This is a genomic window from Virgibacillus ndiopensis (assembly GCF_900187325.1).
Taxonomy (GTDB): Bacteria; Bacillota; Bacilli; order Bacillales; family Amphibacillaceae; genus Virgibacillus_E; species Virgibacillus_E ndiopensis.
Genome location: NZ_FZMZ01000004.1, coordinates 229,700 through 249,519, shown reverse-complemented (window position 1 = coordinate 249,519; position 19,820 = coordinate 229,700). Strand labels below are relative to the sequence as shown.

Below are 19,820 nucleotides of genomic sequence, written 5' to 3'. Positions count from 1 at the left end.
TCTAAGATAGGTTTACGAAGGGGGATTTACATGTATAAAGAAATAAATCAACAACTAGTGCAAATAAAAGGAGCACTGAGCAGCAAGAAAAAATGGGGAAGACAATTAACCGATTATAGAGATGAATTATCAGAAATAGAGAATACGATTGTTAATCTGGAAGATCAGCTCGCTGATGAAATGAAGGGTGTTGAGAAGTTGGAAGGCATTAGTTTGACGAGCTTATTTCAAACATTTTTCGGATCAAAAGAAGAAAAGCTGCGGAAGGAAAAACAAGAAGTAGCGGCAGTACAATTGATGCTGAAGGAAGCCATGAAAACGAAACATGAAATCAACGATTCTATTGCAGTACTTCAAACTAAATTACAAGATGTGGCAAATGCTGAAAATGAATATCGAAAAGTGTTGACCGTAAAGGAAGAACTGATTACTAAAAGCAATTCTGCTTCCGCGGATGCATTATACGATTTAAGTGAGCAGGAGGGTGACGTACAGGCGTATATTACCGAGCTGAATGAAGCGATTAACGCGGGAAATCGTGTTACATACGAACTTAATAATGCTGTAAGTTCGCTTGAAAGTGCTGCCGGATGGGGTACCTTCGATATGATTGGTGGCGGGGCAATCTCAGGTTTAGCTAAACATAGTCATATTGATGATGCTACTGAATCTATTCATCAGGCACAGTCTAAAATGAGAAGCTTTCAAAAGGAATTGCTTGATCTAGATGAAACCGCTAATTTGCAAATAGAGATTTCCGGGCTGTTAAAATTTGCCGACTTTTTCTTCGATGGAATCATATCGGATTGGATGGTTCAAGGAAGAATTCAAGATTCCTTGGAACAAGCAAAAAATCAAAAATTTAACGTGGATAATATCCTAAGGAAATTGAAGATAGAAGCTGAACAAAAAGAAAGGGAATTAGTTGCCATTGAAAAGGAAAGAAAGAATTTGATTGAGTCTTATTAGCGGGACAAGGGGACTGACCCCTTGTCCCACTGCTTATCTGATTCCTTTTGTGTCGTCTACGTCATCCAGCTCATCAAGGTGCATGAGTTTTTGGATTGGTTTGGTTAGGGCTAGTAATAGCAGACCGAGTGCAATAGCTGCGATACCAAGATAGGCGAAAATTTCAAGGTACCCAAAAGTAGTTGTTAAAGAAGCTACATGCCCAGCTAAATAGTTAGCCGCTGCGTTGCTTAAGAACCAAACACCCATTAAAAGTGATGCAAATTTCAGTGGCGACATTTTTGTAACCATGGATAATCCGATTGGTGACAAGCACAATTCACCGAGCGTATGCATCAAGTAGGTGAAAATCATAAATAACATGTTAGCCTGAACTGTAATGTTACCTTCATCACTACCGGTAATTAATACTGCCGGAACCATAATCATAAAACCAAGTCCAAGCAGCATGAGCCCAAACGACATTTTCGTCGGTATGGAAAAATCTCCTCGTTTAGATCGTGAAAGCTTGACCCAGATCGCTGATATAACTGGAGCTAAAATTAATATGAACAATGGATTTAATGATTGGAACCACGAAACGGGTACTTCCCAGCCAAAGATCGTCCGATCAATGAAATCCCTTGTATAGAGTGTAAACGAAGCACCAGCTTGTTCAAAACCAACCCAGAACATAATAACAAACGCTGCTAAAATAAAGATAACGGTTGTTCTATGCTTCTCATTCGTAGTTAACGGTTTTGCTTTTGCAGCATTTTCTGGGGTAGCCTTGTCTCGTGATGGTTTTTTACCAATATCACCCAAATATTTATTAGAAAGTGTCGAGAACAATATTTGACCAATAATCATCCCAATGGAAGATGCTAAGAAAGCAAAATGATAACCAAAATACTCAACACCGTTTTGGTTTGAGTAAAACCATTCACCATAAATAAGTCCGGCGATTAGTGGAGAGAAAAATGCTCCAAGGTTAATCCCCATATAAAATATTGTAAAAGCAGAATCCTTGCGTTCGTCATTTTTATCGTAAAGCTCACCGACTAACGTTGATATATTCGGTTTAAAGAACCCGTTTCCGATGATTAACAGAATTAGCCCCAAATACAGGCCCCATTGATGCTGAACAGCAAATAATGTAAAATCACCCAATGCCATTGTTATCCCGCCAATGGTTATAGCAGTTCGTAGGCCCATATGTCGGTCAGTCAGCCAACCGCCAATCATTGGAGTCAAATAAACGAGACCTGTATATAAACCATACAACTGTAAAGCTGAGGCATCGTCCATCCCAAGACCGCCACTTATTAACTGTTCAGTCAAGTAAAGAACAAGGATACCTCTCATGCCATAGTAACTATAACGCTCCCACATTTCTGTGATAAACAACAGAAATAAACCAGGTGGATGTTTTCTTTTGACCTGTTTATCCACGTTTCCTTGTATTCTGTCCAAGACAATCCCTCCAGATGTCTAAATATGTGTTTTTGGGATATTTTATAGTATTGTGTAAAAGTGAAGCGGGGTATGTGCTAAAATGAATTGTTGTTGTTTTCGGATAATTATAGGTGATCTTAGTCGCGGACTCTATTCCCAGACATCGCCCAATGTCTCCTGAAAAATGCGATCCAACTTTTTCGTACAGTTTGGCGTTTTCATATCTATACGATTCGCATACTCCTCCAATACATTCATTTCTTTAGCTGCAAACGCAAGAATAAGGTCCATGTTGACTTCAAGATTGTCGCTAGCTGTAGTTATCTTTTTCTTTATTAATATGTGAATGCTTTCGTTGACCTTACCTGGAGAAATGAGCTTATCAAGTAATGTAGTAAATTCAACAGGTGGGAATTCATCATATTCCTTGATCCATTTTGCTATTAGTATTGGTCTTATAACGTTTATAACTGTTTTACTCTCTAATGGTTCAGCAGTTCGTTTGCATTTTCGAAAATTTGTTTTAGCCATATTGAGATAGTGAAAAATGCATTCCTTAGGGTTGAATATGGATGGCAGCAATTTTTTTAGTTTATGGATGGTGGAATAAGGCTTGGAATACACAATACTGGAGTGAATCCACTCCAGTAAAGAGGGATTAGACTTTCTGAACAAGCGAAGAGCTTTTATTAAATCCCAACCACTAACGTCAAGTGAATTATTGACAGGCAGTTCAATCACATCACGTTTTTTACCCGTTCCAATGGGATCAATGCTTAAATAATGTGTTGGATGATGGATGTAGATAAACCGTATATCAAAATCACTAACCTCGGATGCAATTCCCCAAGCTCTACTGCCAGCTTCACATGCATAAAGAACTTTTACATGATAATCTTCTTCTATTTGTTTCAGTGTCTTATAAATAGTTTGTTCCATGGTAATGACCTCTGTTATTCGGATTTTTACGTTGTTAGCGTATGCTTATTTACAAGTTGATAAACCATTAATAATGCCAGATACTTCATCGAATATTTCATTTTCCTTAACTCATACTAAAGCAAAAAGGGAGGGATATCGATGGCGAAACGAACAAAGAAAAATGATCCGCAACAAAAAAATAAAAAAGGATTTGATTCCAGTAAAACGGATTCTGAATTCTCCAAGGAATTTGGCAGTGCAAATGCAAATCGTGCACATAAAGCGAAGGCTAAAAAAGAAAAGGCATCTAAAAACCAAGGTCAGTGGAAAGGAATGCATTGATTTCATTTTCAATTAAACAATAGATAAAGGGGTACTATGCATATGTCTAAACCTAAACGACAACAAGAACGAGAATGGCGAGGCAGAAAAGCATCACAAAATCCGCATGGAAAAGTTAGGTCTTTTGATCAGATAGCTGAAGAAGCGGGGAAAGATGAGGATAAGTGAATTATTAAAAGGACCCAAAAATTAAAAATGCTTGGGTCCTTTTAAATATGTATTCATCCCTGAAAGAATTGACAGTATAATGAAATAAATCTATTCTTATAATAAGAGTAAGGTACCCTATTAGTTACAGCTACTAGGGTACCGACAACTACAGACCGCATAAAGAGCGGTTGACCAATTCTATGTTTTTCTGAAGAAGTAATCGCTGCCATTGATCGTGTGAGCGGTTACTTCTTTTTATTTAGAAAGACGACAATAGATATGATTAGAGTAAGTGTCGCTATTAGTGTAAGACTAAATTGCGGTACTAAACTTAATGCTTCAAATGTCGTCATCCTACCACCTCCCTTCATAAAGGAAGATGGCCAACCGCTCACTATACCTATGTAGTTGCTACACTAATTTTATCTCAATGGATTATAGATTAATAGTTAAATAGGAACGTATGTTATGAAAAATTCCAGCTGGATTAAATTGGAATTGATTGGTTGCTTTTTGAAATATTTAAACGGAAAACAGATTGTGATAGTTGAATTGGCGGGGATTGCAAAATGAGCAAAATATGGAACCCTTTTAAAAAGGCATTTTGGACGAAGGATAATTTGTTTACCATTGACAAGGAACAGCATAAAAAAGTCAAAGCAGAATTAAAGAGTGTTAAGGCTGAATTTCGAGAGTTAAAAAAAGAGTTTCAGCAGGAATTGTCAGTAATGAAAGAAGAATCAGCATTAGCAGAGCTTAAACAGGAATATGAAGAGTTAAAGTGGGTTCTATGGGGATTTATAACTATTATCGTGATTGGTATAGCTATATGGCTCAAGTGGGACTGGGTAGTAGACCAATGGCAGGTATTCCTCGGTTTCCTGCATGCTGTTTGGGAATGGATTAAAGGTTTTTTTCTACTTGTTTTTATAATTGCACTGCTAGCGGGTATTGCTGGATTTTTAATGAAACCATTTACCAGATGAAGCGGGACAAGGGGTCTGTCCCCCTGTCCCGCTTATCTCCCACAGCATTTCTTATATGTCTTTCCGCTGCCGCATAGACATGGATCATTTCGTCCGACTTTCTTTTTCGTTTTGAAATCAATGACGTTATTCGTGTTGTTTGGCAATGGCTGCATATGTTTCTTATCTATTTCTAATAATTCTGTTGACGTATATCCTTTAAGGAACCATTCCCTCGTATTATTCATCAGGTTAACAAGTGGTTCTGTGAATGCTTGTACCTTTTCTAAACTGTCTATTTCAAAACTTTGTTGCAGAAACTGAAGGACATCCTGTGGGCCATCCCCAATTCTGGTAGCATAAACACATTCCTCAGCAAATCCATCTGCTTCCTTCTTACTAATTTCATAGTTTTGTGTAAGGAAGGTGACGAATTGCCTGTAGCTATTGTTTCGTTCTACATAATCCAGAACTCCCGCATCTAGAAGCTGTTCCTTGGTAAATGGATAGTATGGAACATCTTTTCTGCTGCGGTGCTCTTTCACTATACGCTCCGAATCGAAAACCCTTCCTTGTGAAAAGCCATTATTGTAAACTTTGATTTCTTTGTAGCAATCCACCGCATCGTGCATAATGTCAAAAAATTTCCTTGCATCCATATCGTAACTCGAATAGTTTTCCACCATTTCAATTAATTTGGATCCCGAAAGTGTTCCATAATAGTATAGAAGGCCCTGTGCCAGCTTAATCCATTCTGTGTTTCTTTGTGTAATGGCTTTTACTTTTGTATGATCGATGGTTTGGAATCGCTAGCAGTTCACTTGGCATGACGGCAACTTTTTCCCCATTATTTGTTCCGGTAAAAATGAGGCCGTGCTGCCCAAGGTTTTTAAGCAGGTCTAGTGAAAGTTTAGCAGCATCGACTGAACCCTTGATGGGCTATTTTATCAATAATGCTGTAACGCTCCACATCGAAATGAAGGCAAATCGTTTCAAACATTTCCGGTATTTTCGTCTCTAGTAGCATGATAAGTTCTTCTTTTTTTTAGCTGCTAGCGTTTGGAATGTCAAGCGTTTTCCGGATGTCTGTCATTTCATCTTTTGTAAATCTGCTAAATGCATCGTAAAGGGTGGAAGGTACGTTGATGTCACGCCACGTTCGTTTTTCTGCTTTTTCTTCTAAATCATGCCGCGTTTCCTTCAGTCCATCGAGAACGTTCATTAATCCTTTTTCCAATTCCTTGTCTTTTGTTTTATTACTCAACGCAATCGCCTCTTAGATCTATTTAAAGCCTGTCGTTTACATCCGTAGTTACTTTAATAGTAATGCATTCCGTACATAAATTTCAACGTATTTGTATACATGCATCATTTAAGGGTGTACAAAAAAATGTGTACCCCTGTTGATAAGGTTTAAAGTGAGGCAGCTGATAGAAAAATCACTGCACGGAAATTATTCATACAGGGGGAGATTTTTATTATGTTAAAGAAATTAGTATTTTTATTTGCAGTAATGGTCATTTCTGGCCTGGTCCTTTCAGCATGTGGCGAGGCAACGAGTGACAATTCGGAGGAAAACGCGAAGGCGGAGTCAAATCAATCCACAGCTAGTGATGACTCAGCGGAAAATGAAAAGACGGCTGAAGCAAAAGACGATGAAATGGTTAAGGAATCGGAAATTGGCACCATGCGAATTGCTTATAAAAATAAGGAATTGGATGAAAATGCGGAAAGTGGCCCAATGAAACTGAATGTGAGTGGAATCCAGGTTGGCGATCTTGAAGTAAATGAAGATTACCGAGATATGTTTGACGGAAAAGATAAGGTAACGGTGATTACGTTAAAAATGAAAGCGGAGAACACTTCTGACGATACAATTGGCTTCTACCCGGATCAAGCTACAATTACAACAGATACTGGTGATCAGGTGGATGCAGATATGTTCTTTTCTGATAGTGTTGGCGGCGATTTTATCGGTAAGGTGCATAAGGAAGGAGACGTAATGTTTCTTGTTGATTCTCCAGTAAAGGATATTGGGAAAGTAAATTTGATTGTTGATGGTGCACATGATGAGAATTTTGAGAGTGTTGGGGAGAAGGTTGAGATGGAGTTTGTGTTGGAGTAAGTGGACTGAGAATGGATCTTTGATTTTTTCACTATCAAAGATCCAAAAAGTGTGTAAAACCCTTCAAACGAAAAAACTTTGAAAGGGATTGACAAAACGTTCAACATCTAACAATATAGACCTATAGAATAATATGGGTAAATAGACTTATAAAGTAATAATTACTGTAATTCGAGGAGGTTCCTCATGAAAAACTATGTTTTAATCCCCAATTATACTAATGATATACAAACCATCCATAGTAATAATTTAAGAGGTTTTTTCAAAACTGTTAAGGTTGAAGGTAATAAATTCCCTTTAGACTCGATAAGAAAACTGTATGTAGATGACAGGGATAAATTTATAAAAGTAACGGATGAATTAACATTAAGGGGATTTCAATTCTTTACAGAGATACCAAATAACATTCTTCCTTCTTTTTCTTGTGAACTTTCAACTTTTATTAACGTTTCTTCAAACAAAGACCTTTATAAGAGTCTTGGCTTTCAACATCTTGGTCTAGCAGGGTTTATCCATAGATTTCAGATTGACAGCGATTTATTCTTCGATCAGGTTCCAATTGAGTGTTTTCAATATATAAATGCATCGATCGATGTGAAAGAGTTAGTAAATGAATTTCGACTAGCCGGGTTTACTGTTACTTCATTAGAATTAGTTCAGGATCAAGCAAAAATAAATCCCGTTGACACTGCAAACCTTTCTGTTAATACAACAAACATTACAGATCACGTTTCTAATGAGCGGAACTCTGGAACGTATATTATTGATGACATATTTAAAGAGAATAAATATAACTGGTTTCGAAGGTATTGCCATAAAAATAACGTCTTCGCCTTGGAAGACATTACTATGCCTTTTTTAAATGAATTTAAAAACTCAAAAGGGGTCGGAATACGTAAATATGAAATGGTACTCGAACAACTTGAAACGTATGGCTTTTCGTACCGGATAGAAAACAATTGGGACGAAGAATATATCATTTCTCCGGACAATTTCTATGTTTCAGGTATAACGATAAAGGATTTATTTTATGAAAATAAATATAAAAAGTTTTTAGAGATCTGTACTGATGTAGGAATTGACAAGATTAGTGAAATTAAAAAGAAACATATTAAAACATTTTCTAGCTTACCAGGCGTAGGAAAGAAAAAAATAGATAGTTTGAAAGAGAAGTTGCAATCCATTTCCAATGAATTAGATTCAGATGAAAATACTTTATTCTCAGCAGGAAATTTATATCCATACTTAAAAAATACGCAAATTAGTGATCTCCTGGAAACGTTTGAAATAGAAACGGATATTAGTACCAACATGATAATAAGTGAATTAGAGGGGAAAGATCTGCGGGAATTAGAACAATTTAACAATCTGAAGATTATCTATCAGCTGTCCTATGAGCTTCAAAAATTGTCTAGTCCGGAAAAGGTTTTAAAGAAAGCTAAATCCCAACTCACGAAAAGGGACTTGGTCATTTTGAACATGCGTTTTCTTCATGGTAATACACTTGAAGAAACTGGTCAACATTTGGGAGTCACTCGTGAAAGGGTACGCCAGCTCGAAACTAAAATAGTGAAAAAAATAGTTCAGCTTCTTCAAGCAAATAGATTTCAATTAGTTCTATCAATGGTATTAAACAATAAACCGTTTATTTCATATGAAGAATTACTTGATGTTATTGGCGAAGATAACCGGGATATACTGGAATTATTCAAGGAGAAGAATGTCGCTCTTTATTATGCTGAAGAACTGGATGCATTTTTCCTGGACGAAGAGAAAAAGGCGAACTTTATTACGAAATTAGAGGACATTATGGAAGAACTTCCAGAGACATTCAATTTAAAAGAATACGAGAATGTACTGGAAGATATTCTAAAAACAGACCATGATTTAAATCTCAAAGCTATTCTTGAGTACTATGGATATAACCAATTTGGAACATTATATTCACTTAATAGACTTACCATTACGAATGTGATCGAACTTATTTTTCAATATTATATATATGAGCCGATTAAACTGGATGAATCTTCAGTAGATATTATTAGAGAACTTGCTGAGAGGCATTTTGATTATCAGCTAGGAGATTCTATACGATATATTGAAAGCAGGCTTCGGGAGTCAGAAAATATTATTCTTGTGGATAAAAATACTTTTCAATGGTTTAAACCAGAAACGATTAACCAGAGCCTTGTTGATGAAATTAAAGATTATATCATGAACCAATTTGAAACTAGAGAGGTAATTAACATTGAGGAAGTTTATCAAACTTTCGAGGATAGATTAACAGCGAACCAAATTCATAATAAATTGCATCTATATTCATTAATTAAATACTTTTTTGATGAAGATTTCAGTATTGGTAAAGGAAATACACTCAATATTTACCGTGAAAGCGACAATAAATTAAATATTGAAGACCGATTGATAACTGCTATAAGAAGTCTTGGGCGGACCTGTGCCAAAGATCAATTGGAGATGGTTTTGAAATGGCCAAGGTATAAAATCGATTTAGCTATTTCTTCTTCTGACCAAATTGTAACCTGGGAAAAAAATACGGTTAAACTCTTTGATTCCCTTCTAACAAATGATGAAAAAGAAGAATTGATTCGGGTTGTAGAAGCGAATATGAAGAATGGATATACAACCTCAAGCTTAATTTACGAACAAATGATGTTTAATAAAAAATTGGCTCCACTTATTCAGAAGAAAAATATTAACAGTTCGGTTAAAATATCGTCTATTGTCAAAAACATGATGCCGTCAGTCAAAGGACATCATAATTTCTTATACACAGAGGGTAGTAAATTTACAACTTTTGAAGATGTCATTGTAGATCATTTTAAGGATGAAACCCCTCGAAGTGCGATTCAATCCTTTATTTTACAGCATGGATATAAAGATTTAATGGTTTCGAATTTCTTAGATAGAATTGTTGAAAATAACTATTTCATTGAAATTGATTTAGGTGTTTATTACCCATCCGATAAGTTCAGTATATCAGAAGAGACAGTTCAAACTTTAATACAGTTTATTGAAGTTAAAATGGGTAATCAACAATATATTTCTTTAAACACTGTAGAAGGATATCGAAGTGCACTTCCAGCTATCGATTTTCGTTGGAACCCTTTCTTATTAAAAAGTATTTTGGTTAAAAACGGCTATCGTCAAATAGAAAAAATTCACAATGATTATCGGTATGACATGATTATTCTAGTACCTGAATCAAGTACGATTAAATCATTTGATGAACTTACTTATTCTATTTTAAAAGATCGCTATAATGGAAACATGCATGAAACAGCAGTATACCATTTTCTGGCAGATAAAGGCTTGTTACGAAAAAAAGACTATGGAAAAACACTCCCTTATGAAATTAGAAGTAAATCAAATTTAATCCAAGTAGATGAAATCGGAATCGTCAAGTTAAAGTAGGTGAAGTGATGTCATTACAGGATTTAGACTTAAAATATAAATACCGGTCTTCTCATGACAAAATCCATATGGACTTTTATCAAAAATGCTTACGGGAAGCAGTAAAATACGATCGTGCCGTCGGCTATTTCACAAGTAACAGTTTAAGTATCCTTGCAGATGGACTTGAATACTTTTTGGGAAAAAATGGGGCCATTAGAATTATTGCCAATCCACATTTAAAGAAAGAGGATGTCGAAGCGATCGAATTTGGCTATAAAGCAAAAGATGATGTCATTATCGAGTCCATGTTAAGAGAATTGGAAATGAGCAGTAAAATGATTCAAGAAGATGCGTTTAACACCCTCGCTTGGTTAATTTATAAAGGTAAATTGGAAATTAAGATTGCCTTTACGAAAAATAATAGTATTTATCATGAGAAATTTGGTATTTTCTATGATGAAAAAGGAAATCGCGTTGCTTTCTCTGGTTCCTCTAACGAAACGGCAGGTGGAATCCGGGATAATTTTGAAAAGATAGATGTCTTTTTTAAACAGCATGACATGGAACGAATCATTGACATGCAACAAGACTTTGAGGGTCTTTGGAATGATTCCACTCCCGGTCTTTCCGTCATTGAGATTCCTAATATTATTAAAGAAAAATTATCAAGTTATAGAAAAGGGTCTGAGCCAATGTCATCAAAATCGAATCAAATTAAACCAAGGCCATACCAGGAAGAAGCCATTATGGCAGTAAAAAATAACAATTGGCACGGTATATTAGAGATGGCAACTGGTACGGGAAAAACTATTACCAGCCTTCTTATTTCAAAGGCATTTCTAAAAGAACGAGGGCGAATCTTCTTAGTCATACTGGTTCCTTTTACCCATTTAGTAGAACAATGGATTGAAAACTGTGAAATGATGGGATTTGAACATATTACAAAATGCTTTGGTTCCAAGAAATCATGGACTAATCAGTTACAGACCGATGTTCGAGATTTTAATTTAGGAGTTATAGATCAGCATGTGGCAATAACGACGTATCGCTCAGCAGCTTCTGTTGAATTTAATGATCTAATATCTAAAATTAGGAGAGAATCTTTTTTAATTGCCGATGAGTGCCATTATTTTGGAGTCAAAAGTCTTCGTAAAAATAAATTAGGAAATATGGAAGCAAAAGTAGGTCTTTCCGCTACGCCACAGCGTTGGTGGGATGATGCTGGAACAGAATACATTGAATCTTTCTTTGGACCTGCTGTGTATGAGTATGATATGAAAACAGCTATTCAAAATGGGGCTCTTACAGAATACAGTTATCATCCGATACATGCAGAATTTAATGATGATGAGCTGCATCGCTATGAACAGCTCACGAAACGGTTAATTCATTTATATGGTGATGAAAAAGCAAATAAAGATGAAATAAGTGAAGTCAATCGGAAAAGAAGCTTAATTATCAGCAAAGCGGAAAACAAGAAAGAATTGCTTTTTTCTATATTTGAAGAAAAAGAGCGGGAAAATGTATCCCATGCATTAGTGTACTGTGCACCAGGAGAAATAGAAATCATAACGAAAAACTTTGCTGATTTAGGTTATCGTGTACACCGGTTCGACTCTGAGGTCCAGCTGGATGAGCGGATGAAAATATTAGAAGCCTTTGATCGAGGCACTATTCAAATCTTAGTAGCCATTAAATGTTTAGATGAAGGAGTCGATGTACCAAGCACAAAAGAAGCATACTTTCTTGCAAGTACTTCGAACCCTAGAGAATTTGTGCAGAGAAGAGGTAGAATTTTAAGATCCCATCCAAATAAAAATATTGCAAGAATCTATGACTTTATCGTTCTACCAAGCCTGGCCAATGATCAAATGTATAAATCCATCGCATCGAAAGAACTCCCCCGTTTTTCCGAGTTTTCACGATTTGCGATTAATAACTATAATGCACGACAAGAAATTGGTAAATATCTAGAACCTTATCATCTAGAATATTTAATGGACAAATTACCATGGGAAGTATACAAAGAATTCCAGCAAATGGAGGATAACTATGAAAACAACGAAGGAATTAGACCAAAAAATTAATGAATTTCCTGAACATCTTTCTAGGTTAGCTAAACTGCTCATAAAAGATATTGAAGGTGGAAATCTATCCAATACACAGATTGAAGATCGCATAAGGCAGGAAATAAGAGAAATAGTGTTGGAGGACTTAAATAAATGAAATTAAAAAAAATATCAATGAAAAACTTTAGACAATTCTATGGCGAACAAGTAATTGAATTTGCGTCAGGAGACCAAAATATTACGATCATATTTGGAGAAAACGGAAAAGGGAAAACAGGTATATTCCGAGCACTTATGTTTGGTTTATACGGAAACATCCATATAGAACAGGATAATCCCAAGGAAGAATTGCATCTAGTTAACTTTATCGCTTTGGAAGAATCAAAAAATATGCCTGTAGAAACGGAAGTCTGTCTTCAATTTGAATCCAAAGGAAAAACATATGAATTACATCGAAGGATTATAGGAGTAATGGTTGGAAACAACATTAAAGAACGCATGAGCAATGTGGAATTCTTCATTACCGATGAAACTGGCAATTTCAGTCCTGATTCAATTACTGACGAAGTAGAAGTCCAACGCATCATCAATGACATTCTTCACGAAAGCATAAAAGACTTTTTCTTATTTGACGCAGAAAAAATTGAAACACTAGCAAAAACAGATAAGAGCGTAAAAGAAGAAGTAAAAAATGGTATTGTTAAATTATTGCACATTGACAAACTGGAATCATCAATCAACCTGTTAAATAAGCTTCATTCTTCGGAAAAGCGCAGGCTTTTGCAGGATTCGAAAAGCCTGGATTTAAATCAAAAGCAAAATGAAATTGAGAACTTATCCAACAAAATTACAGATTTGGAAGAGAAAATCGCCGTGAAGGATTCCAATATTCAGGCAGGTACACAGGAAATTACCGAAATTGAAACAAAACTTTCGGAAAATGAAGATGTGAAGAAAATCCAGGAAAGATATAAAGAAACACAAGAAAAGAAAACGTACGAGCAAAGATTATTAAAAGCAAAGAAAGATGAAATGAAAAATGTTCTAATAGCCAATGGTTCAAACCTGATCTTGAAGGATACCTATTATTCTGTAAAAAACTATCTCGATCAGGTGCTTGTCGATCAAAAAGATTTGATTCCAATTGAAGTGATTGAAAAATCATTGAATGATTTGATCTGTGCTTGTTGTGGGACAGACCTTAGGAAAAATCCAGACCATTTAAGAAATGTGGAATTTTTAAAGGATAATTTCAAGCGCTCTAACTTAACTCCTCTTATTTCTTTAATTACTTCCATGGTACATGACTTTCAGATTAGTGAGGAAGAAATTATTCATACCATTGATACGAATTTAAAGGAATTCAGAGGAATTAAAAATAATATTGCTGCAGTAGATCGACAGCTTGAAGCATTCCAGGCAGACATTGCTGACAAGGCACAAGAACAAGAAAATCTAAGTTATTTGGAATCAACTTTAAAACAAAAGAAACAAGACTTAGAGAATTTTAAACTTGATATTGCTAAGATGAAAGACCAAATCAGTGAAATAGAAAATAAAAAGAAAGCGAAAGAAAAGGAATTTAGTCGTCTACTACGCCAAAATGAAAGCTTAAAAGTAGATGCTAAGGTTCTTCAATATATTGAAGATTTAAAGAACGAATTTGAAAAGGTCTTTATCGAGTATAGTGATAATATGCGTCATAAATTGATGGAGGAAGCTACAGCTATTTTTAAAATCTTAATTGATAGTAAGGATAAAGACCTTATCAGCAAAATTGATATTAATGAAAAATATGAAATTGAAATCATTGGCTGGGATCAAGTAAATATTACGCAGGATATTTCCCAAGGTCAAAGACAAGTGGTAGCATTATCATTTATTACTGCTTTGGCAAAGGTTGCCGCTGGGGATTACGCAGATATCTCTTTCCCACTGTTTATGGATACGCCATTTGGTAGAATTAGTGGAACAAACAGGGATCAATTAATTGAAAACATCCCACAACTATCTTCCCAGTGGATTCTTCTATTGACGGATACGGAATTATCCAGAACAGAAGAAATGCAATTCAAAGCGACAGGAAAATTAGGCAAATGGTATAAATTGGACCAAATTAAAAATGGATATTCTGAAATCGTTGAACTGGACCTTCAGGATTCTATGGCGACTAGGGGGTAAATCATGGACTTTTTATTGGATCAAATCCTTTTCTTTACGAGTGAAAAACATCAAGAAATCTATATACATCTTAATAGCAAATTTGATATTAAATATCAGGATTTGTTTAGTATCTGTGCAAGCATCGGATTTAAAAATAACAGAAAAACTCCAATTGAAAATCGAGGTAGAGAATTCCGATCAAACTATCTTAACTCAAATCAAAGAGCTACTGCATATTCTATTATCCTAGCAGATCCAGAGATTGGAAAAAGCATTGAGCAATTTGATGACTCTGAATTCCGGAGAAAAGCAAAAAGACGATTAGAGGAATATGCTGAAGGCGGTATTGAAATACTCATCGAAGAAGTTTTCGGTAATTGTTGGGATGGCAATAAATTAGATCAAAATTATACGGAATATGAAATAGATATTCTTGGGTATATTTATTTCGATACTAAAGAAGTACCATTTTAATAATACAACAGCATCTACATTTTGGCAGTAATCATCATGACAAAAGATCTACTTAGAGACTGAAGTAAATATCGGAAAATGGGTAAGCTTTCGACATTCTACGGTTGTCGGGAAGATTCCTCCTCATTTGTATGACATATAGCAAGCACGTGTATTCGTCGCGAATTTTTCAAAATACAACGGATATAAGCAATTTTTGATTACGGCCAATGAATTTTACCATCATTGCCATACTTTTTACCAGTAAATTACAGACGCTTACAACTTAATAATTTTGTGTAATTAATGTTACTCCTGCGATAGATTTATCCTAGTATTGCGTAGTAGACAAATACTATTCAGTAAATCTATCACAATCAGGTGCTTGTATATGGTAACTTAAAAGTGAGCCACATTATTAATTGAAAATAGAGCCACTCTAATAGAAAATAATCCTAATATTCTATGAAAATATTAGGGGGAATTTTAGGAGTGATCACCTTGAACAAGAAACAGGAAATATTAAAAAGATATTTAGGTGGCGAGAGCCAACGAAGTATTGCGAAAGAATTAAAGGCTTCTAGAAATACGGTGAGAAAATATATCAAAGCATTTGAGGAGAGTAAGCAACAAGACCTACGGAAATTGCCCATACCTGAAAATATTATAAGTGCACCTAGCTATAAACCAAGGATTAGCCCAAAGAGAGTATTAACTAAAGAAATCCAGAAATTATTACAACAATATATTGCGGAGAATCAATGGAAACAACAACATTACATGGCAAAGCAACAAATGAAAATCATTGATATGCATGATGCTTTATTAGATAAAGGGTACAACATTAGCTATACCACAGTAAGGAACTATGTGAATAAAGAAATAATGAAGAAGAAGGAAGTGTTTATTCGTAAGTATTGTGAACCAGGTGCAGAGATTGAATTTGATTGGGGGGAAGTGAAATTAGAAATACAAGGGAGAATAAAAAGTTTTTCCTTAGCTGTTTTCACCTTGCCTTATAGTAATTATCGGTTCGCCAGGTTATATGAGTCAGAAACACAAATATGTGTTTTGGATGTTCATACCAAATTAGTAGACCACTTGGGCTTTATTCCAGAGGTTTTTACATATGATAATATGCGAACAGTCGTCAAATCATTTGTAGGTAATGAAAAGACCATCACCGAACCAATAAAACAACTAGCGGACTATTATCAATTTCGTATCCGGCTATGTGAAATAAGAAAAGGAAATGAAAAAGGACATGTAGAAAGGAGTGTAGAGTTCGTTCGACGAAAAGCTTTTTCCTCCGTATATAAGTTTCAACATATCAAAGAAGCCAATCAGTACTTAATAACCGTTTTAGAAAGCCTTAATCAACGATTGCATCATGAACATAAGTTAAAACATGTGGACTTAATGAAGAAGGAAAAAGAAGTAATCGGAGCAACACCCATTCAACCATTTGATATGGCAGAACTAATAGAATGCCGCGTAGATAAATATAGTACCGTGGTCCTCAAACAGAATCATTATTCTGTCCCAGAGGGACATGTAGGAAAATATATACGAGCTAAAGTAGGAGCAGAGCATATTCGGTTATTTATTGATGGAGAATACGTAGCAACACATTCCCGGAATTGGGGTCTTCACCAATGGGAAATGGATATCTATCACTATTTACGAACATTTGAAAAGAAAAAAGGTGCCATGATCCAAAGTCAATGTTTGAAACAGGCACCAACTCATATAAAAAATATCTATCACCTATATTATATCGGAAAAGAGAAAGAATTCATAGCATTACTCCATTATATAAAGGAAAATAATAACCTTCAGGACGTATTAAAGGCTATCCATCAATTGAAAAAAGTGCGATCCGATTATGTTTCACTAGATCGAATCCAATTCATCTGTGAACTTACGGAGGAGGAACCTATGGTGGATGCGCAAGATGATATAACGAAGCAAGCTGAATCTAATTTACATGCCTATCAAAAACTATTTTATATGACAGAAAAAGGAGTAATGTAATATGGATCCACAAACGCAACTTATTCAACTATGTAAAGAATTAAGATTACCAACGATTCGCAAAATGGTTCAGGACCAAAGTGCATTCAAGCAACCGAAACAAGCTTATGATGTATTACTACAAGTCTTAACACAGGAAAAAGAAGATCGCATGGTTCGTGCAAAACAAAACCGAATTCGAGCTGCGAATTTTCCACAGAAGAAGTTATTAGAAGAATTAATAGAAGAAGCATTACCAGAACAGGCAAGACAGAAGTTACCACAATTAAAGACATTATCCTTTATTCAGGAGGGTCAAAATGTGATTTTAACAGGCCCTCCCGGAACGGGAAAATCCCATCTAGCTATTGGATTAGGGATGGAAGCATGTTTAGCCGGATATCGTGTGTTTTTCGCAACAGTTCCCTCTTTTATTAATCAATTAAAGGAGCATCGCTCAGAACGCACGTTACGGTCATTCGAGTTAAAGTTTGAAAAGTATGATCTTGTCATTTTAGATGAACTTGGCTACATTTCTTTTGATAAAGAAGGAGCTGAATTATTATTTTCACATTTATCGCTACGTGCTGACAGAAAATCCACGATTATTACTAGTAATTTATCCTTTTTAAAGTGGCAAGAGATTTTTCATGATCCCGTACTAACCGCAGCCTTAACGGATCGGTTAACACATAAATCCCATGTTTTAAACATGAGTGGTACATCTTATCGAATGAAAGAAACAGAAGAATGGATAAGAAATAATAATGATCAAGTGGCTCTAAATTAAATTGCGATATGGTTCACTTTTCACTTGCGAAATACAGGTGCTCTTGCTAAATAAATATTTTAAATAGAAATAGGGGTAAACACCTCTATATCAAAAGTGTCTGCGACCAACACTCGATCCATGTTTAAGCCTTAATAGAAAGTTTTAATGATGTAAATTGAGGTTTTTAACAAAAGAAAAAAATGTTAGAGAGCTAATATGTTCTTTTATAAGTAAAGCATATTTTTAAAATCAATGTATATAACAAGAAAGAGCACCTTCTTTAATGGCGCTCTCTCTTTTTATTCTTACAATCTGTTATGGAACATTTCCTAATACAAGATTTTTCGGCATATTTCGGGGCGTGACAGGCACTTTGTCCTTTGGATCTTGAGAGAAATCCATCTCAGGCAAATGATCTTTTGCATTTATTCTCAAGTAATCATACCAACTCATCCATCAATGCTAACAGAGATCCTCTATGCTGAACCATCTCAATACTGTTTACGTTCTGAATTAATGCTCTGTTAAGACTTTCAGCACTATCGATTAAGTAGTTTATTATCCGAACACATTCTTTCTGTTCTTCAGTAAGCGATTCCATTATGCTCTTGATTGAGTCTGGTGTTGATTCATCTAAAATGAAAAATAACTTTCCGAGCAGACCTACCCAAACATCAGAAACTTGAATTAATCGTTCTGTTTTGGAATCAATGAATTTATAATTGTCTAGTTTCCCGCCATTCATAGTGAAAGGTATAACCTCTAATGACGATTCTGCCTCTGCTTCTTCATCAAAATAATGGATGGAATCTTTATATAATGCGCACCGCCCGGTTCTTAAACTTGAGTATTCCTCAACTAATAAACCTGGTGTGTTATCTTCAATGAAAAACAGTTCTCCTCTACGTCCATTCTCTTTAAGTAACTGCCGGAAGTTTTCTAAATAGAAGTCGTCATCATCATATGACTGGATAAAATCGCTAAGTTCATAGCAAAAGTCCTTAATATCAGCTTTCACTAAACTCGGATAATCGTATCTATAAAATATAGTCAAGATTTCATCTAAATGGGCTACGACAAATCTATGCCATCTTGCCTTCAGAACTTGTAACCATTCAGGTCCAAAGTTGAACTGTGGCTGAGTGACAAATAACGAATCTACAATATCCACGATGGAGTAGTACATATTATTTAAGGTAGCATAGTGGACATAGAGGCCACTGCTTTCTAACCATGTAAGGAATTGCTGAATTGGTTTCTTGCCTATTGCAGTCCAGAAATCAGTTCCTCTACCAGCTAAAGTTCTAAACTTGATTTCTGGAGCATTGATTTTCAGTTCATCGTATAATAAGTCCAAATTACACGGGGGGGTATTGCCATTAAACAGCACACCACCGAGAATAAAGTCATTAACAATGCCTTCTTCAGCATTCACACCATTATCGGTCAGTCTAAACTTGCGAACGTTTCCGGTCTCATCATAATAGAAGCTGTACTTTTCATTAAGTAATGGTATGCCAGATGATGCGCTCCAAATATTTCGATATTGGTCTACATCCATGCTACCTACCTCCTCATCCGATCTCTCTGTAAGCTTACCTCCATACTTCTCGATCTTGTTATAAAATATTTTGAATCCTTTATCTGCCTAAAAACGAGCACTAATATCTTAATGATGCCCGTTTTAGATTTTCCTAAATGATAACCATTATGGCAATAAGTTAAATGGCCTGGCACCTACAATTATGTGTTCAAAAGGAAGTAAGGATGATAAAGAAACGAAAAATATCTACCCCATTCTCTTTCTACAAAATAATCCAAAATCCTTCAAAACTATAAAAAAAGGGAATAAAAACAAACCAAACCAACTGTGTCGCTGTTGAAGCTAACAACATTCGACAAATTCCAAGGCGTCACTGTGACCTTACCTTCTGGTTCTTTACACCTCAAGCATACAAAATTATTGATATTTAATCTTAATATTTTCATTAGCACCCTATTACCTTTCCTTAATTTTTTTCCAAGTCGGG

General features: G+C 35.4%; 18 protein-coding genes. 12 read left to right on the top strand and 6 right to left on the bottom strand.

Translation table 11 applies throughout. The features are described 5' to 3' along the window. Positions 1 to 30 precede the first annotated feature (30 nt). A complete protein-coding gene (locus CS937_RS03390) occupies positions 31 to 969 on the top strand; it encodes a hypothetical protein (RefSeq protein WP_099157070.1) in 939 nt (312 codons plus the stop codon). A 33-nt stretch (positions 970 to 1,002) separates the two neighbouring features. Here CS937_RS03390 and CS937_RS03385 read toward each other — a convergent pair whose 3' ends face one another. Both CS937_RS03385 and CS937_RS03380 read right to left on the bottom strand, forming a co-directional pair. After that, positions 1,003 to 2,421 carry a peptide MFS transporter gene (locus CS937_RS03385; RefSeq protein ID WP_245835682.1) on the bottom strand — a complete coding sequence of 473 codons (1,419 nt, stop codon included), beginning with the start codon at positions 2,419 to 2,421 and terminating at the stop codon, positions 1,003 to 1,005. Between the two features lie 132 nt (positions 2,422 to 2,553). Further along, a complete protein-coding gene (locus CS937_RS03380) occupies positions 2,554 to 3,342 on the bottom strand; it encodes a nucleotidyltransferase domain-containing protein (protein ID WP_099157069.1) in 789 nt (262 codons plus the stop codon). Positions 3,343 to 3,483: 141 nt separating this feature from the next. On the opposite strand from CS937_RS03380, the gene CS937_RS03375 reads away from it, so the two are divergent. Both CS937_RS03375 and CS937_RS19635 read left to right on the top strand, forming a co-directional pair. Continuing rightward, entirely contained in the window at positions 3,484 to 3,666 is a 183-nt protein-coding gene (locus CS937_RS03375) for a hypothetical protein (RefSeq protein WP_099157068.1), read from the top strand. 42 nt (positions 3,667 to 3,708) lie between these two features. Then, positions 3,709 to 3,834, top strand: coding sequence for a DUF6254 family protein (locus tag CS937_RS19635; RefSeq protein WP_245835681.1), 126 nt, complete (start codon positions 3,709 to 3,711; stop codon positions 3,832 to 3,834). A gap of 227 nt (positions 3,835 to 4,061) precedes the next feature. Here the strand turns inward: CS937_RS19635 and CS937_RS19630 are convergent, their stop codons facing one another. Next, a complete protein-coding gene (locus CS937_RS19630) occupies positions 4,062 to 4,169 on the bottom strand; it encodes a putative holin-like toxin (protein WP_245835680.1) in 108 nt (35 codons plus the stop codon). 216 nt (positions 4,170 to 4,385) lie between these two features. Between CS937_RS19630 and CS937_RS03370 the strand changes: the two genes are divergently transcribed. Next, the gene (locus CS937_RS03370) at positions 4,386 to 4,802 is read left to right on the top strand and encodes a hypothetical protein (protein ID WP_099157067.1); all 417 of its coding nucleotides are present in this window, start codon (positions 4,386 to 4,388) and stop codon (positions 4,800 to 4,802) included. A gap of 32 nt (positions 4,803 to 4,834) precedes the next feature. Here CS937_RS03370 and CS937_RS03365 read toward each other — a convergent pair whose 3' ends face one another. Both CS937_RS03365 and CS937_RS03360 read right to left on the bottom strand, forming a co-directional pair. Continuing rightward, complete coding sequence (locus CS937_RS03365) at positions 4,835 to 5,440, bottom strand: SEC-C metal-binding domain-containing protein (RefSeq protein WP_176555733.1); 606 nt, start codon at positions 5,438 to 5,440, stop codon at positions 4,835 to 4,837. 386 nt (positions 5,441 to 5,826) lie between these two features. Next, the gene (locus tag CS937_RS03360; protein ID WP_099157065.1) at positions 5,827 to 6,045 is read right to left on the bottom strand and encodes a hypothetical protein; all 219 of its coding nucleotides are present in this window, start codon (positions 6,043 to 6,045) and stop codon (positions 5,827 to 5,829) included. Between the two features lie 216 nt (positions 6,046 to 6,261). Between CS937_RS03360 and CS937_RS03355 the strand changes: the two genes are divergently transcribed. The 8 genes from CS937_RS03355 (at position 6,262) to istB (ending at position 17,808) form a co-directional block, all read left to right on the top strand. Beyond that, complete coding sequence (locus CS937_RS03355) at positions 6,262 to 6,906, top strand: hypothetical protein (protein ID WP_099157064.1); 645 nt, start codon at positions 6,262 to 6,264, stop codon at positions 6,904 to 6,906. Positions 6,907 to 7,092: 186 nt separating this feature from the next. Beyond that, complete coding sequence (locus CS937_RS03350) at positions 7,093 to 10,338, top strand: sigma factor-like helix-turn-helix DNA-binding protein (RefSeq protein WP_099157063.1); 3,246 nt, start codon at positions 7,093 to 7,095, stop codon at positions 10,336 to 10,338. Between the two features lie 8 nt (positions 10,339 to 10,346). Continuing rightward, positions 10,347 to 12,407, top strand: a complete 2,061-nt coding sequence (locus CS937_RS03345; protein WP_099157062.1) for a DEAD/DEAH box helicase family protein — start codon at positions 10,347 to 10,349, stop codon at positions 12,405 to 12,407. After that, a complete protein-coding gene (locus CS937_RS19330; protein ID WP_176555732.1) occupies positions 12,373 to 12,546 on the top strand; it encodes a hypothetical protein in 174 nt (57 codons plus the stop codon). Before CS937_RS03345 ends, CS937_RS19330 begins: the two co-directional genes overlap by 35 nt. Continuing rightward, positions 12,543 to 14,570, top strand: a complete 2,028-nt coding sequence (locus CS937_RS03340; protein WP_099157061.1) for an AAA family ATPase — start codon at positions 12,543 to 12,545, stop codon at positions 14,568 to 14,570. The genes CS937_RS19330 and CS937_RS03340 overlap by 4 nt, the downstream gene beginning before the upstream one ends. Before the next feature lie 3 nt (positions 14,571 to 14,573). Continuing rightward, entirely contained in the window at positions 14,574 to 15,026 is a 453-nt protein-coding gene (locus CS937_RS03335; RefSeq protein WP_099157060.1) for a hypothetical protein, read from the top strand. A gap of 480 nt (positions 15,027 to 15,506) precedes the next feature. Then, positions 15,507 to 17,039: an IS21 family transposase gene (istA, locus tag CS937_RS03330; RefSeq protein WP_141554321.1), complete on the top strand. Its 1,533-nt coding sequence runs from the start codon at positions 15,507 to 15,509 to the stop codon at positions 17,037 to 17,039. Between the two features lies 1 nt (position 17,040). Then, positions 17,041 to 17,808, top strand: a complete 768-nt coding sequence (istB, locus tag CS937_RS03325) for an IS21-like element helper ATPase IstB (RefSeq protein ID WP_099157058.1) — start codon at positions 17,041 to 17,043, stop codon at positions 17,806 to 17,808. Between the two features lie 421 nt (positions 17,809 to 18,229). Here istB and CS937_RS03320 read toward each other — a convergent pair whose 3' ends face one another. Further along, positions 18,230 to 19,351: a DUF3800 domain-containing protein gene (locus tag CS937_RS03320; protein WP_099157057.1), complete on the bottom strand. Its 1,122-nt coding sequence runs from the start codon at positions 19,349 to 19,351 to the stop codon at positions 18,230 to 18,232. Positions 19,352 to 19,820 lie beyond the last annotated feature (469 nt).